General features: G+C 67.2%; 14 protein-coding genes and 2 tRNA genes. 7 read left to right on the top strand and 9 right to left on the bottom strand.

Annotation, left to right across the window (positions count from 1 at the left end; genetic code table 11):
* Positions 1-104: 104 nt before the first annotated feature.
* The 4 genes from MJ797_RS03965 to MJ797_RS03950 form a co-directional block, all read right to left on the bottom strand.
* Positions 105-194: transfer RNA gene (locus tag MJ797_RS03965), tRNA-Ser, on the bottom strand.
* A 108-nt stretch (positions 195-302) separates the two neighbouring features.
* Complete coding sequence (locus MJ797_RS03960; protein ID WP_239331913.1) at positions 303-2,645, bottom strand: [protein-PII] uridylyltransferase; 2,343 nt, start codon at positions 2,643-2,645, stop codon at positions 303-305.
* An 18-nt stretch (positions 2,646-2,663) separates the two neighbouring features.
* Positions 2,664-3,002 (bottom strand): P-II family nitrogen regulator, encoded by a 339-nt coding sequence (locus MJ797_RS03955; protein ID WP_239331911.1) that lies wholly within the window; start codon positions 3,000-3,002, stop codon positions 2,664-2,666.
* Positions 2,999-4,354 (bottom strand): ammonium transporter, encoded by a 1,356-nt coding sequence (locus tag MJ797_RS03950; protein WP_255738281.1) that lies wholly within the window; start codon positions 4,352-4,354, stop codon positions 2,999-3,001. Before MJ797_RS03950 ends, MJ797_RS03955 begins: the two co-directional genes overlap by 4 nt.
* 385 nt (positions 4,355-4,739) lie before the next feature.
* Here MJ797_RS03950 and MJ797_RS03945 point away from each other — a divergent pair, with 385 nt between their 5' ends.
* Positions 4,740-5,882, top strand: a complete 1,143-nt coding sequence (locus tag MJ797_RS03945) for an NlpC/P60 family protein (RefSeq protein ID WP_239331909.1) — start codon at positions 4,740-4,742, stop codon at positions 5,880-5,882.
* Positions 5,883-5,904: 22 nt separating this feature from the next.
* Here MJ797_RS03945 and MJ797_RS03940 read toward each other — a convergent pair whose 3' ends face one another.
* Entirely contained in the window at positions 5,905-6,639 is a 735-nt protein-coding gene (locus MJ797_RS03940) for a metal-dependent transcriptional regulator (protein WP_239331907.1), read from the bottom strand.
* Between the two features lie 123 nt (positions 6,640-6,762).
* Between MJ797_RS03940 and MJ797_RS03935 the strand changes: the two genes are divergently transcribed.
* Entirely contained in the window at positions 6,763-6,987 is a 225-nt protein-coding gene (locus tag MJ797_RS03935; RefSeq protein WP_239309901.1) for a DUF3039 domain-containing protein, read from the top strand.
* A gap of 127 nt (positions 6,988-7,114) precedes the next feature.
* Positions 7,115-7,187 (top strand) — tRNA-Arg (locus tag MJ797_RS03930).
* Between the two features lie 109 nt (positions 7,188-7,296).
* On the opposite strand, the gene MJ797_RS03925 is transcribed toward MJ797_RS03930, so the two are convergent.
* Complete coding sequence (locus tag MJ797_RS03925; protein ID WP_239331905.1) at positions 7,297-7,503, bottom strand: hypothetical protein; 207 nt, start codon at positions 7,501-7,503, stop codon at positions 7,297-7,299.
* Between the two features lie 486 nt (positions 7,504-7,989).
* On the opposite strand from MJ797_RS03925, the gene MJ797_RS03920 reads away from it, so the two are divergent.
* Complete coding sequence (locus MJ797_RS03920; RefSeq protein ID WP_239331903.1) at positions 7,990-8,976, top strand: PDR/VanB family oxidoreductase; 987 nt, start codon at positions 7,990-7,992, stop codon at positions 8,974-8,976.
* A 44-nt stretch (positions 8,977-9,020) separates the two neighbouring features.
* Here MJ797_RS03920 and MJ797_RS03915 read toward each other — a convergent pair whose 3' ends face one another.
* Positions 9,021-9,584: a YceI family protein gene (locus MJ797_RS03915; RefSeq protein ID WP_239331901.1), complete on the bottom strand. Its 564-nt coding sequence runs from the start codon at positions 9,582-9,584 to the stop codon at positions 9,021-9,023.
* A 201-nt stretch (positions 9,585-9,785) separates the two neighbouring features.
* Between MJ797_RS03915 and MJ797_RS03910 the strand changes: the two genes are divergently transcribed.
* On the top strand, positions 9,786-10,274 hold the full coding sequence (locus MJ797_RS03910) for a MarR family winged helix-turn-helix transcriptional regulator (protein ID WP_239331899.1): 489 nt from the start codon (positions 9,786-9,788) through the stop codon (positions 10,272-10,274).
* A gap of 49 nt (positions 10,275-10,323) precedes the next feature.
* Here the strand turns inward: MJ797_RS03910 and MJ797_RS03905 are convergent, their stop codons facing one another.
* Positions 10,324-10,944 carry a hemerythrin domain-containing protein gene (locus MJ797_RS03905; protein ID WP_239331897.1) on the bottom strand — a complete coding sequence of 207 codons (621 nt, stop codon included), beginning with the start codon at positions 10,942-10,944 and terminating at the stop codon, positions 10,324-10,326.
* A 400-nt stretch (positions 10,945-11,344) separates the two neighbouring features.
* Here MJ797_RS03905 and MJ797_RS03900 point away from each other — a divergent pair, with 400 nt between their 5' ends.
* A complete protein-coding gene (locus MJ797_RS03900) occupies positions 11,345-11,551 on the top strand; it encodes a hypothetical protein (protein ID WP_239309907.1) in 207 nt (68 codons plus the stop codon).
* On the top strand, positions 11,551-11,712 hold the full coding sequence (locus tag MJ797_RS03895; RefSeq protein WP_239331895.1) for a type II toxin-antitoxin system HicA family toxin: 162 nt from the start codon (positions 11,551-11,553) through the stop codon (positions 11,710-11,712). The genes MJ797_RS03900 and MJ797_RS03895 overlap by 1 nt, the downstream gene beginning before the upstream one ends.
* Positions 11,713-11,956: 244 nt before the next feature.
* On the opposite strand, the gene MJ797_RS03890 is transcribed toward MJ797_RS03895, so the two are convergent.
* The gene (locus tag MJ797_RS03890; protein ID WP_239331893.1) at positions 11,957-13,297 is read right to left on the bottom strand and encodes a hypothetical protein; all 1,341 of its coding nucleotides are present in this window, start codon (positions 13,295-13,297) and stop codon (positions 11,957-11,959) included.
* Positions 13,298-14,003: the final 706 nt, after the last annotated feature.

Raw genomic sequence — 14,003 nt, 5'->3', positions numbered from 1 at the left:
GTGATCGTGCGGATTGTGCCAGCAATGTGCCAGCAGGAGGGGGTTAGCGATCTCCCGGGGGGTCCTGGGAGATCCACGGTTCGTACAAAACCGCTGGTCAGGGGCGGAGGCTCCGGGATTTGAACCCGGGAGGGGGCGTTACCCCCAACCGCATTAGCAGTGCGGCGCCATAGACCGGACTAGGCGAAGCCTCCAACGTGCGTTCTGAGTATAGCCATCACGCTCGATGCGATTTTTTTGGCCCCCTATCACTATTGTGAACTGCGTCACACGCGTTGTGGCGATCTTTGGTCGTGCTGGCGTCATGTCACGGGCCCTGAGGGAGGCTGGAGCGCGGCCAGCACGGCATCCGCCACCTGCTTCCTGCGCTCCGCTACGACCAGTGCCTCGCCGTCGGCATCCCGCACGTAGAACGCGTTCACCACGTCGAGACCGATCGTGGCCACGATTGCGGTGCGGACGCCGAGGCCGGCGTCTGACAGCGCGCGGACCATCCGGAACAGCACTCCGGCGCGGTCGGGGGCACGGATCTCGACAACGGTGTCCGCCCCGGAGTCATCGAAGATCACTCTTGGCGGTGCTGGCGTGTATCCGCCCCGCGGGCGTGCATACGCCTGTTCCCGCATCGTGATCCTGGCGTCCAGGTCCAATGTGCCGTCCAGGGATCGCAGCAGGTCGCCGCGCAGTATCGCGGGACTGGGCGCCTCCCCGCCCGGCCCCGGCCCAGCCATCGCCGACGACGCCGAGACCGCCGCCTGCAGCAGGGCCCGGCCACCACAAGCGCGGGCGGACGCGCGGCGTACGTCGAGACGGTTGACAGCCAGTACCCCGGTGGTGGCGGCCAGCAGCCCGGGACGGTCGGGCGCCACCACGACGATCTCGAACATGCCGTCATCCGGGAGCGGGTTGACCACCACCGCGTACTCGTCCGCGAACGCGAGAAGGAGGCGCTGGCGCTCGGTGAGCGCGGGCGGGCAGGGCGCCCGCTCGCCCCGGTAGACCGCCATCGTGCGGCTGACCAGTTCACCGACCAGCCGAGCCTTCCACGGGCTCCACGCTGTCGGGCCGGTGGCGAGCGAGTCGGCTTCGGTGAGGGCGTGCAGCAGGCCGAGCACCCGGGGGCTGCCGGCGGCCCGCGCCACCGCCTCGATGGTCGTGACGTCGTCGATGTCCCGGCGGGTCGCGGCTTCGGCGAGCAGCAGATGATGGCGCACCATCGTGACCAGCACCTCGGCGTCCGCGGGCGGGAGCCCGAGGCGGGGAGCGATCACACCGACCACGGCGATGCCGGCTTCGGTGTGATCGCCGGGCCAGCCTTTGCCGATGTCGTGCAGCAGAGCGCCGAGCAGGAGCAGATCGGGCCGGTCGACGCCGCGGGTCGACGCGGTCGCGGCCGCCGCTGTTTCGATCAGATGCCGATCGACGGTGAAGCGGTGGTACGGGTTGCGCTGCGGTTTACTGCGTACCCGTTCCCATTCGGGCAGCAACCGGACGAGCAGGCCGACCTGGTCAAGAGCTTCCATGACCGCGACCGCGGGCGCGCCGGTGGCCAACAGGGCAACCAGCGCGTCGCGCGCCGCGTCCGGCCATGGGGTCGGCATGGGTGTGGCCTCGCGAGCAAGCCGGTCGAGCGCGTACCGCCCGATCGGAACGCCGGCCCGGGCGGCCGCGGCGGCAACCCGCAGCGTCAGCGTCGGGTCCCCGGCCGGGTCCGCGTCCCGGGCGAGCTGCGCCTCGCGGTTCTGCTCGACCACCCCTTCATCGAGGGGACGGCGGGCCGGGCGGCTCCGGAGCCAGCGCGAGGGCGGCCGCAGGCCGGCCGAGACCCGGTACCAGGTGACGTCCCACGTCCAGGAGATCGTGCGGCCGGCGTCGGCGGTGGCGTGGGCGAGCGCCGACGAGCCGGGGTAGCTCAGGGCTGCGGCAACGGCCGCGGTGTCCTGGAGCAGCAGCCGGTTCCGCTCGCCCCCACGGGCGAGTCTGCGCACCTCACCACGGATGTCGAGAAGCACCCGGTAGGCGGCGAGCACCCGTTCGGGCGGTTTCTCGGCGACCCATGCGGCGGCCAGCGCGGCCAGGGCGTGGACGTCACGCAGCCCGCCGCGAGCTTCCTTGAGATCCGGTTCGAGCAGGAAGGCGACCTCACCGTGACGCCGGGCCCGATCGGCGACCATGTCCGCGAGTTCGGGCAGCCGGCGGGGGGCACGGGCCCGCCATCGGCTGCGGACGCGCTCGAGCAGGGAGGCCGCCAGGGCGTGGTCCCCGGCGACCACGCGGGCGTCCAACAGACCGAGGGCCGCCTTCAGGTTGCCGTCGGCGACGGCAACTGCCTCCGCGACGGTTCGGACGCTGTGGTCGAGACCGACTCCGGCGTCCCAGAGCGGGTACCAGATGGCGTCGGCCAGCTGGGCGATGTCGTCCCGCCGGCCGTTGTGGACGAGCAACAGATCGAGGTCGCTGCCGAAAGCGGGTTCGCCGCGCCCGTAGCCGCCGACCGCGACCAGCGCGACGCCTGCTCCCGGGTTGCCGAACAGGTCGCGCAACACGCTGTCGGCCACGTCCACCAGCGCACGGCGAAGGGCCGGCCCGACGGTTGCGTCGAACTCGCCGGACCGGCCCAGCAGCGCGGCAATCCTGTTGGTCATCGCGGTGGGAGCATGATTTTACAGAGCGTCTGATCCACGTTCGCCGGTGCGAACCCGTACGACCGTTTCGACCGGTAGCACCCAGATCTTGCCATCGCCGATCTTGCCGGTCTGCGCGGCGGTGGCGATGGTGGTCACCAGTTCCTCAACGGCGGTGTCGTCCGCGACGATCTCAATTTTGATTTTGGGGACGAAATCGACCTTGTACTCGGCGCCCCGGTAGACCTCGGTGTGGCCCTTCTGCCGACCGAAGCCCTGGACCTCGGAGATGGTCAGGCCGTGCACGCCGAGAGATTCCAGCGCGGCCTTCACATCCTCCAGCTTGAACGGCTTGATGACCGCGGTCACGAGTTTCACGCCTGGGCCTCCTCAGTGCTTGTGGCCGTGGACAGGAGCGAGGTGGAGCCGCCGCCGAGCGAGGTGAACTCGTATGCGGTCTCGCCGTGCAGCACGAAGTCCATGCCCTCCTGCTCCTCGTCCGGCGACAGCCTCATCTTGTAGATCTTGTCGATGGCGAAGGCGATGATGAACGTCGCGACGAACGAGTAGGCCACCACTGAGACGACCGCGAGTGCCTGCTTGCCGAGCAGGCTGGCGCCACCGCCGTAGAAGATGCCGTCCACACTGTAACCGGGAGCGACATCACCTGTTCCGAAGAACCCGATCAGCAGGGCGCCGAGCACGCCACCGACAAGGTGGACGGCGCCGACGTCGAGGGCGTCGTCGATGCCGACCTTGCCCTTGATCGCTGTAGCCAGGGCGCAGACAGCACCGGCGATGAGACCGATGGCGATCGAACCGGCCGGTGAGACAAAGCCGCAGGCGGGGGTGATGGCGACCAGACCGGCGACAGCACCGGACGCGGCACCGAGCGTGGTGGCCTTGCCATCACGGATCTTCTCCACGAACAGCCAGCCGAGCATGGCGGCGGCAGTCGCGGTATTGGTGTTGACGAAGGCGAACCCGGAGCGGGTGTCGGCGGCGAGTTCGGACCCGGCGTTGAACCCGAACCAGCCGAACCAGAGCAGCCCGGTGCCGAGCAGCACGAAGGGAAGGTTGTGCGGTCGGAAGCTGGTGCCCGGCCAGCCCTTGCGCCGGCCGAGGACAAGGGCCACGGCGATGGCCGCGGCGCCGGCGTTCGCGTGGACGACCGTGCCGCCGGCGAAGTCCTCGGCGCCCTTCTTGAACAGCCACCCCTCGGGCGAGAACACCCAGTGCGCAATCGGTGAATACACGACAAGTGACCAAATTGTAACGAAGACGGCAAAGGCGCCGAACTTCCAGCGGTCGGCCGTGGCGCCGGTGATCAGCGCTGGCGTGATGATTGCGAACATGAGCTGGAAGGCGACGAAGACGATCGGTGGGATCACCTGGGCGAGCGAGGGTGTGGTCTCGGCGTAGCCGGGAACCGCCTCGCTCATGTGGTTGAGCAATGCGAAATGGAACCCACCAAATATCTGGTTGCTGCCACCAAACGCGATACTGTAACCAATCAGTACCCAGAGGACGCTGACAACCCCTATGCAGAAGAAATTCTGCATGAGCATGCCCAGGACATTCTTCGAGCGCACCATTCCGCCGTAGAAGAACGCCAGGCCGGGCGTCATCAGGAGCACAAGGGCCGAGGCGGCCAGAATCCAGGCGGTGCTGCCGACACCCGCCGCGCTGGCTATCCCGTTCTGGAGCTCTTTAAGCTGATCTGGGTTCATGTCTCTCCTGTCGATCGCTCCGCACGCCTGCGCGGACCACGCGAGCCCCGGTTCGCGGCCATGTCCGCCGTCCCGGATCCTTCGGCCGAAGGGTCGATAGGATCTGTTGCTAATTGGTAGCTTTTCTGTTTCTGACGTGTGAAATCGCCGAATTGGGTGGCCTGTGGTTTGATCAGATGGCTGCGCATGGCGTCTTGTGTGGCTCTCCGTGTCGATCGGCGCGTTTGCGTGATGCTACTGCCGTCAGGAGTTACCGTGCCTGCCTGTGTGTAGTCATTCAGATGCAGATGGTAATAATAATATTCGTTGGTTTTCATACCATTTTGTCCGGTTGTGTGGATGGCTGTCCGCCGCCCCCGGGTATCGGCGGCGGGTGTTCGTGCGCATGCCTGTCGCCAGGGGACTACTCGCTGCCGCCGCCGGTGGGGCCATGTTGGTACCGGCCGTCGCCGTCCCGGCCAGAGCCGACGGCATCGCCAAGATCGAGGACGACATTGTGGGCGTTCAGCGGCGCCTGACCGAATTGGCTGATTCGACCGAGATTGTCACGGAGGCATTCAATGCGGGACGATTGCGCCTCGCCGCGGCTGAACAGGCCGCGGCAAGGGCAACGGACAATGTCGGGCTCGCTGACGACGCTGTGCGGGCGGCTCAGGAAAAACGCCGTGCCGTCAGTTTCATCGCCTATCAGGCCGGTGACTTCGAACAGCTGAGGGTGCTGTTGTCCGGTGACCCCGCGACAGCGCTGGACCGGGCGGGCGCGATAAACGCGCTTGCCCGCCGCGGCCGGGCGGCCGAAATCCAATTGCGGTCGGCTCGTCATGATCTTGATGATGCGCGGGCCGCAGCCAGGTTGGCGCTCGACGAGCGGCATCGTGAGGTTGCCTCCCTCGAGGAACAGAAGCGGAGCATCGAGACATCGGTCGCGGCACAGCGGGCTCTGCTCGACGAACTGATCGCTCACCATGACGATCTTGTCCGGCAGGCACGGGAAAGTGAGGCCGCGGCCCTTCGTACCCGTGAGCAGGCAGCCGCGCAAGCCGCCGCGGCCCGTGCTCAGCAGGCCGCCGCCGAACAGGAGCAGCTACGCACGGTCAGTGGAGCGATCGAAAACGCCGGCCGCGGCTTCACCGACACCCCGGTCTCGCCACCGCCACCGCCGCCCGCAGTGGGTGCCGGTGGTGCGGCGGTCGCGGTCGCCGCGGCCCGCGCGCAGCTCGGCAAACCGTACATGTGGGGGGCAGCCGGCCCGGACGCCTTCGACTGCTCGGGGCTCACCCAGTGGGTGTGGTCGCGGGCGGGCGTCGCGTTGTCCCACTACACCGGTGCGCAGTGGAACGAGGGACGCCGGGTTTCCACCAGCGAGCTCATGCCGGGCGACCTGGTCTTCTTCGGCGCTGATCTGCACCACGTCGGGATCTACATCGGCGCCGGGAAAATGATTGACGCACCGCGCACAGGCACTGTCGTCCGCATCGAGGACGTCTGGTGGGCGAGGCTCGCCGGGGCGGTCCGGCCGGGTGAGTGAGACCGGGGGCGCCTGGCGGGGTTCACGCCATGATCACGTCCCGTTCGGGGGCCCGCTCCACATAGACGAGCCCCGCGCCCCGCCGCGAGAGCTCGATGGTGGCTGGCTCGTCACACGCCGGGTCCTGCGCCGAGGACACGACTTCGACGACGTCACCCTGCCCGCGGACGATTACCGTGGCGCCTGGCATCACCCCGCCATCGCGCAGTTGGCGCATGGTGCGTTCGTCTGTCTGGAGCCGTTCGGAGATCCAGCTGACCGTCACCGGGGTCGCCCGGAAGCCCGCGAAGTCCGCGGCGGCCAGCAGGCTCAGTGGTGCCGGTGGCCGCGGCCCGGCCGGGCGGTCGAACGAGCCAGTTGGGATGACGTTGCCAAACGGGCATCTCTTCGGGTCACCAAGGATGTCGGTGAGCCGCATCTCCACCTCGTCGGAGATCACGTGTTCCCATCGGCACGCCTCGTTGTGCACCAGGGGCCAGTCCAGGCCGATCACCCGGGTGAGGAGAAGCTCCGCCAGGCGGTGCTTGCGCATGACCGCGGTCGCGCGGGCGAGCCCCTTCTCGGTGAACTGCACAGTGCGGTCGTCGGCGAGGGCGACCAGCCCCTCGCCTGCCAGCCGCGAGGTCGATTCGCTGGCCGCGGGGGCGCTGACGTGCAATCTTTCTACCAGGCGCGCACGCAGCGGCGGGATGCCCTCCTCCCTCAGCTCGTAGAGGGTGCGGAGGTACATCTCGGTACTGTCGATTAGTCCAGTCACCGGGCTCCTTCGTCCAGGCTCCAGGGTACGCCCGCGCGTCGAGGTGTGGTCCGGCCCGATCGGCGGCCGGCCAGGCTCGATCGGGGGTCGGAGGCCGCGGCGCGACGTCCTACACTTGGGTGCATGAGCTCGACCCAGATCGCACCGGAGACCACCCACAGCGATACGGATGAGGGTAATGACTTCGCCCACTACGCCCGTCATGAGGAGATCGTCCGGGCATCCATCGAAGGCGGCCGGGTGACTGCCCTGTGCGGCTACCAGTTCGAACCGGTACGGGATCCGCAGCGGTTCCCGGTATGCCCGCGGTGCAAGGAGCTTGTCGGTCTCGCCGAGCAGTTCGGCTGACCAGTTCGGCTGACCGGACGGGCTGAGGCGCCACCCCGGCGAGCGCCCGCGTCACCGCGTCTGGCACCCGTCGCCCGCGCTGGCGCGTGAACAGGCGGCCGTGTCACGACTATGCTCGTGCTGACGCGCCCTTGTAGCTCAGTGGATAGAGCGATCGCCTCCTAAGCGATAGGTCGTAGGTCCGATTCCTACCAAGGGCACCGCACCTCGCCGGTCAGCTGGCGATGACTGGATAGTGAGATTACTGAAAGTAGTTGGATTTTTATTGTTGGAGTCTTTTAATGATGGCACGTTGTGAGGGAGGTGTGTTCAGGCGGAGCCGACGACCGGTCCGGGCGGGTCGGTACCCCGCTTGCCGCGCCCGGCATCGGGGCCCTGCCCGTCGGCCCATATCGTCCGGCACCGCGTGCAGCCATGGCCGGGCCGGGGTCCCTTCGGCCCGGCCTCGACGCGCCGTCGGGACCGCTGGTGTTCCGGGCAGCGGAGGACCAGCAGCGGAACCAGGCCGCTGCTCATCGGCCGATCCTCCCGGTGCCGCGACAGCTCCGGCAGGTCTCGTGCTGGTCGCCGCTGAAGATCCCATCCTCGTCTTGCTCAGCCCTTTCCACGATCACATTGCCGGTGCCGCCGCATGTGCCGCAGTCCTTCAGCCCCGCGGTTCCGCGGTTCTCCCGGTCCCGTTTTCGCTGCCCCTTGTCCCGTGCCATGTCGCCTCCATATCTCACGATGATCCTGTCAGCGTGAGGGGATCTGTAACGATCAGACTACGGACAGGGCGGGCATTATGAGGGCGGGTTGCACAGACCACTAGGTGGTCCGACGGCGGCGAGGATAGAGCCAGGGCATGCCAGCCGCGGAAGTGGAAGTCTGCTCTGCGGCACCGTGTGCACGCCGCGGGCGCCGCGGGAGGCCGCGTACGCCCGCCGGGCTGTGCGTCCGGTGGCAGGGGTCTCCAGCGCGCGGGATGGCAGACGCGAACGACGTCGGGAAGGCGGTTGGGCAATGTCCGCGAGTATGCCGGGGGACGGCCGGTTCGAGCTGGTTGTCGCGGCGAAGGAGCGCGTCGCTGAGGCGGTGGTGCGGGTGGTGCTCACCCGTCCTGACGGCGTCGCGCTACCGGTGTGGACGCCGGGCGCGCACATTGACCTGATCCTGGCCGGCCAGCTGGTCCGCCAGTACTCACTGTGTGGTGATCCCGCCGACGACGGGCGTTGGGAGATCGGTGTACTGCACGAGCCCGACGGGCGCGGCGGGTCCCGGCACGTGCATCAGGTTCTCGACGTCGGCGACCAGGTGACGGCCAGTGCCCCACGGAACAACTTCCAGCTTGTCCCGGCGCCGGAGTATCTGTTCCTCGCGGGCGGGATCGGCATCACCCCCATCCTGCCGATGGTCCACGCGGCGCAGGCCGCCGGTGCCACGTGGCGGCTCGTCTACGGCGGGCGGCGGCATGCGTCCATGGCTTTCCTCGACCGGCTGGCCCAGTACGGGAGCCGCGTGACGATCCACCCCGAGGACATTCATGGCCAGCTTGACCTGGCCAGCCTGCTGGACATTCCCCGCCCGGATGTCGCGGTCTACTGCTGTGGCCCCGAGGGGCTGCTGGCGGCGGTGGAGTCGCGATGCTCGGTATGGCCGGCCGGCAGCCTGCACGTCGAGCGTTTTCAACCGCGCTCAGCGGGAGCGGACGACATCGCCGGTACCGGGACCGCGGTTGCTCTGAGTGAGTTCGATGTCGTTCTTGCTCAGAGCGGCCGGACGGTGCGGGTCCCCACGTCGCTGTCGGTGCTCGAGGCGTTGGAAGCGGCCGGAGTGGATGTGCTGTCGTCCTGCCGGGAGGGTGTCTGCGGCACCTGCGAGACCGGTGTGATCGAAGGCGAGCCGGATCACCGGGATTCCATCCTCACCGAGGAGGAGCGAGCCGCGTCCGACCTCATGATGGTCTGCGTCTCCCGCAGCCGCACCCCGAAGCTCGTCCTCGATCTGTGAACGGCCGGGGTGGGCTGGCCCACCCCGGCTGAGCCCGGCTGCGGTCAGGCGGACTTGATTGCCGAAATGTCCAGCTCGATCTTCACCTTGTCGCTGAGGAGGAGACCACCGGTCTCAAGCGGAGCGTTGAAGGTGATCCCGAAGTCCTTGCGGTTGATCGTTGTGCTTCCTTCGAAGCCGGCCCGGGTGTTGCCGAACGGGTCCTTGGCCGAACCCCCGAACTCGATCTCGATGTCGATCGGCTTGGTCACGCCGTGGATGGTGATGTCACCGCTGAGGATGAAGCTGCTGTCGCTGCCGCCGCTCTTCGCGGTGCTGCTGACGAAGGTGATCGACGGGTACTGCGCGACATCGAGGAAGTCGCCGCTGCGCAGGTGCCCGTCCCGGTCGGCGTTGCCCGTGTTGATGCTGGTGGTGGAGATGGTCACGGTGGCGCTGGACGCCAGGGGCTCAGCGCCGTTGAGGTTCAGCGTCCCTTCGAAGCTGTCGAAGCCTCCGCGGACTGTGGTGACCACGGCGTGGCGGACGGCGAAGCCGAGGCGGCTGTGCACCGGGTCGATCGTCCAGGTACCGGTGAGATCGTCAGATGTGTTCGTGGGAGACGTCATCGTTTCCTCCTGGAAGGGTCGTGCGGGTTGTCGTGTCGGTGGCCGGGTGGCCGGGTGGCCGGGTGGCCGGGTGGCCGCGGGCGGGCCAGCGGCTGCTTTGACCTCATCAGCGTATCGGTGTTCGCGCAAGCAACTTTTTGAGCGGTGTGCGTATGGTTTTTCACGCACTCGGAGGTCCTTCCGGAGCCCTAGGCTGTGACCATGGCCGGAACGCGGTGGCTTGACAGCGACGAGCAACGAACATGGCGGGCTTTCCTCGCGGCGACAGAGCTCCTCGCGGATGCTCTTGACCGACAGCTCCAGAGCGATGCCGGCATGACCCACGCCGCCTACGCGGTGCTTGTGATTCTTTCCGAGGCATCCGATCGCTCCATGCGGATGAGCGAGCTCGCCCGTGCGACCAACTCGTCCCAGAGTCGTTTGTCCCATGTGGTGGCGCGTCATGAGGAGCGGGGCTTGGTCCGCCGGGAGAGGTGCCCGACCGACCGGCGTGGCCAGGTTGCCGTGCTTACGGACGCAGGTTACGACGTCCTCACCGCGACCGCCCCGGGACATGTCGAAACGGTGCGGCGGCTTGTCTTCGACGGGCTCGACCCGACCCAGATCGAGCAGCTCGGTACCATCAGCCAGGCGCTCCTGGCCGTGCTCGATCCGGAAGGGAAGCTCTCCGCGGTTTTTCCCGTTTCGTGATCCACATCCCTGTTGCCGGTCGCTCTATAAGCGCCGTGCGGAGCACCGGTCAGGCCGCACAGGTACCTACGGCGGGCCTGCGGACGAATCCGGCGACGGCATTGAGGACTCGAGTCAGCGTGGCCAGCAGGTGACGTGCCCGGTTGACAACCTTGATTCCCGCGCCGAGGAGAAGCCTGACGGGAGGCTGGGCGGACGGCTGGGGCGCAGGCGGGGTGGCCGGCTGTGCCCGCGACGCCGCATGCATCGCTTCCACCTGTTCGGCGAGCTCGCGAAGACCGTCGGCCGGCATCCGTTGGCGCAGCTGCGGGAACCAGACCTCTTCCTGCTCCCACACGTGTTCACCGACCATCGCCAGCAGCTCGTGCACCAGCCGGTCGAAATCGGGGTCGGTCGGCTTTGTGGCACGGAGTGCCGTCATGGTTCTCTTGGCCGCGGCCTGTTGGGCGATTTCCTTCTCGATCACCTCGTCGCCGTTTGGGATGATTTTTCTGGCCGTAGGGTAGACGATTTTTTCCTCGGCCGCCGAGTGCCGGAGCAGCTCAAGAATGATATCTACCGCCAGCTGCTTCTTTGTCGTCGTCGAGGATGTCTGGTCGTAATTCCGAAACAGTTCTTCGACCTTATCGTGGTCGCGCGTCAGAACAGCTACGACGTCACCTTCGGCCACTGCGGGACCTCCCCTGGTCATTTGGTCATTTGTCGGGTTGACGCGGATTTCCCGGGCGTCCCGGAGAAGCCCTGTCTGGTTTACCGGGGGCACCCGGTGAGTTCTCTACCCGATTACCGGACACTGTAAGACGGCGCCCGGCCCGCGCCCGGGTGTCGTCCTGATTATCTCGATGTCGGCCCCGGCAGTGCGGCCCTCGGCGCGCACAGACCCTGCCGCCTGCGCCAGCGAGCGGGCTCGTTCGGCGGTCAGTCCGTCGGACACCTCGCGACTGGGACCATGACAGCCTCGGTCCGTGCGATGGAAGCCCACGCCGACCAGGGTGCGACCGCCGTTGCGGGTGCTGCCCTGACCGCTGGAGACTGCCGAGCCCCGCGGCTGGCGGCGTAGAGTCAGCGTTATGAAGCGGCTGGTCCAGATCCCCTACGAGCTGCTGCAGGGGGAGGACGGTGTCTGGACGGCCCATGCGTCGTTCCCCAGCGGTGGCGCGCACGGGCTCGGTAACACTGCCGAGGACGCCGTGGCCGATCTCTACGAGGCTGTCAGTCTGGTCATCGAGGAGCTCGGCGTTCCGCCGGTCCTGACGATCGTGCAGGACGTCGCCTGATGCCACCTCTTCCCGTGCTGCCGGGCGGGGAAGTGGTCAAGGTTCTTGAGAAGCTTGGCTTCGAGGTGATCCGTGTCAAGGGAAGCCATCACATGCTGAGGAACGCTGACGGGCGCTTCCCGGTCGTTCCTGTTCCCGGTCGTTCCTGTTCCCGGTCGTGACATCCCGGTCGGGACGCTGCGTCGGATCATTCGTGACACGGGCCTGTCGATCGAGGAGTTCGTCACCGCTCTTTGACGGGTAGGGCTTGGCGTGCAGCGGGTCATACACCTCGGCCGTCGGCCCCGATGGTCGTCACAGCCACGATGCCGGTGGAAGGTTCCCGCTTTCGGGGACAACGGCCCTAAAGTTCACTGAAGTTTTTCGAAAACCCCCTATTGGCCGCTGGAGACCGCCAAATCCGCGCTAACTCGGGGTCCCCTGGTGGGCGCGCACCATCTCTGGGAGGTACTGGCCAAGCCCCCGCAGCGTCACGCCCAGGATCGTCCGTTGGAGCAGGTCGAGCAGGGCGTCGTGGCTCAGCCCTCCGTCGGTCAGTGCGCGGGAGGCTGCCGAACGAGGGTCGGCGACAAGTCCCAGCGCGAGCGCGCCCGGCCCGAGTGTCCTCAGATTCCAGCGGCGGGTGATCTCCGCGGCGATCTGCAACGCGGCCGTGCAGGTGACGGTCAGGCAGATGTACGTCCACGAGCCGCCCGGACCCGGGTCCGGGTCTTCGGTGAGCAGTCCCCGTAGCCACGTCGGATCGCCCGATTCCAGCCAGACGCGGTGCCACTCGCCGTCGTGGGCGTCCATGAGTGCCAGCAGCAGAGTGCGGGTGTCGACCGGACCCCCGAATGGTTGGCCGTCGACGGCCGCACGCAGGGCGGCGGCAACGGTTTCGGTGATCTGGGTGCCGGCTGGCAGCGCGCTGGGTTGGTTCTGCCTCGAGGTCGCCGATTTTCCGCCGTGGGAAGGTGGATCCGCGGCGGTGCCCGGGGCCGGTTGCGGACCTGGAGGAGAAGGCGACTCAACGCGATCGATGTCAGTGCTTCTTTCCGGCTTTGACCTTCTGAACCAGGGAACCATGTACAGCAGAGGAATCCCCGCGAGGGGAAAGAGCAGGCCGAGTAACGTCCAAGCGGGGAACGTTTTGTTCAACTGGGCGGTGGAGGCAAGGGGTTTGGACAGGCTCGCCGTGTAGGCGTTGTTTCCGACCACGTGGGCCGTGATGACGGTGCTGAATGTTGAGTGGACGGCGCTGGTTTCACCATTTGTGCCGTGCAGCGTGCCGCGGATCGTTGGCTGACCGGCCGGCCAGGAAGCGTGGTCGCAGACTATGTCCTCCCCCCAAACGAATGAGCTCCACGAGCTGTCGGTGCCGCGGCACGGCCCCTGAACTTTCACGTCCGTGACGGGGGCGCCGACACCTGGTCGGTCACTGACATATCCGACGATCTTCAACCAGGCGAGACAGGGCCCACCGGCCGTGGCCGCAGCCATCAGCACTAGCAGCGTCCAGATGACGGAGGCCAGTACGGCCCGACGTAACCGACTCGACTGCCGCGGCGAGCTCGGCCGGGGCGAAGCCGCCACGGCCGCTAACAGGAGGATGACGAGGAGAAGCCACAGGAGTGCTGTTGCCGCGACGGTTCCGAGTCTGGCCGAAACGCTGAAGGTGACTGAGAACCAGACGATCACCGGACTGAGGATAAGGAGAAGCGACGCGCACCCGTACAGCGTCTCGTTGGCGTCGGTGAGATCGTTCACGAGAACCACCTGTCTGCGACCGTCGACCAGCAGTCCCCGGATACGTAAACTCTAACGGATTGCAGGCTTTGTTCTCAGCCGACTTCGTTGCTCGAACTCGTGCGGCTTAGAGCGCCCGGCAATAGGGGCGTGGATCAAGGAGCGGGGCTGGGGCACGTACATCGCCAGGCGGAGGAGGGAGTCACCCTGGTCCTTGGGGTGTCGACCGACAAGCCGGGGTACCCGTGCATCGCGCAGCGATGGATGGGGAGTGATGCAGCGAGGTGCGTGCCCCAGCCCCGCGACGCCGCGTCCCTATTGCCGGTCGCTCTTATAGAGCCCATGCGCTCGGGACCGCCAACGCGTGGAGGGTTCCCGCTTTCGTGGACAGTGACCTTCAGGTCCGCTGTCCACGGAACCGGGACCGCGCCAGTCGGTGAGTGCATCCCGCACGCGCGCCTCGGTCAGGTGACCGCCGAACGTCGGCTCGGTGTTTTCGTCAAGCGACTCAATCGTGATCGATATCCAGAACCTCTGACACACCGATGGAACGGGGAGGTTCTGGCGAAGATCGATAACCCGTAACCCACAAGCGTCGAGGGCAGCCGACGCCGAGGCGGTTGCACCGCATCCCTGTTTCAGGATCGACGTACGGGTCGACGGTCATGACACGCTGTACAGGCCCCGGACGAGTTGGCGCATCTGCGCTGTACTGATCTCGCTACGC

It is taken from the genome of Protofrankia sp. CiP3 (genome assembly GCF_917627345.1).
GTDB lineage: Bacteria > Actinomycetota > Actinomycetes > Frankiales > Frankiaceae > Protofrankia.
This window is presented reverse-complemented; position numbering and strand designations above follow the sequence as displayed.

Bases quoted from the DNA above. Each gene is read 5' to 3' on its own strand.
- MJ797_RS03960 (WP_239331913.1), bottom strand. From the start codon at position 2,645: ATGACCAACAGGATTGCCGCGCTGCTGGGCCGGTCCGGCGAGTTCGAC.
- MJ797_RS03950 (WP_255738281.1), bottom strand. From the start codon at position 4,354: ATGAACCCAGATCAGCTTAAAGAGCTCCAGAACGGGATAGCCAGCGCG.
- MJ797_RS03945 (WP_239331909.1), top strand. From the start codon at position 4,740: ATGCCTGTCGCCAGGGGACTACTCGCTGCCGCCGCCGGTGGGGCCATG.
- MJ797_RS03935 (WP_239309901.1), top strand. From the start codon at position 6,763: ATGAGCTCGACCCAGATCGCACCGGAGACCACCCACAGCGATACGGAT.
- MJ797_RS03925 (WP_239331905.1), bottom strand. From the start codon at position 7,503: ATGAGCAGCGGCCTGGTTCCGCTGCTGGTCCTCCGCTGCCCGGAACAC.
- MJ797_RS03920 (WP_239331903.1), top strand. From the start codon at position 7,990: ATGTCCGCGAGTATGCCGGGGGACGGCCGGTTCGAGCTGGTTGTCGCG.
- MJ797_RS03915 (WP_239331901.1), bottom strand. From the start codon at position 9,584: ATGACGTCTCCCACGAACACATCTGACGATCTCACCGGTACCTGGACG.
- MJ797_RS03910 (WP_239331899.1), top strand. From the start codon at position 9,786: ATGGCCGGAACGCGGTGGCTTGACAGCGACGAGCAACGAACATGGCGG.
- MJ797_RS03900 (WP_239309907.1), top strand. From the start codon at position 11,345: ATGAAGCGGCTGGTCCAGATCCCCTACGAGCTGCTGCAGGGGGAGGAC.
- MJ797_RS03895 (WP_239331895.1), top strand. From the start codon at position 11,551: ATGCCACCTCTTCCCGTGCTGCCGGGCGGGGAAGTGGTCAAGGTTCTT.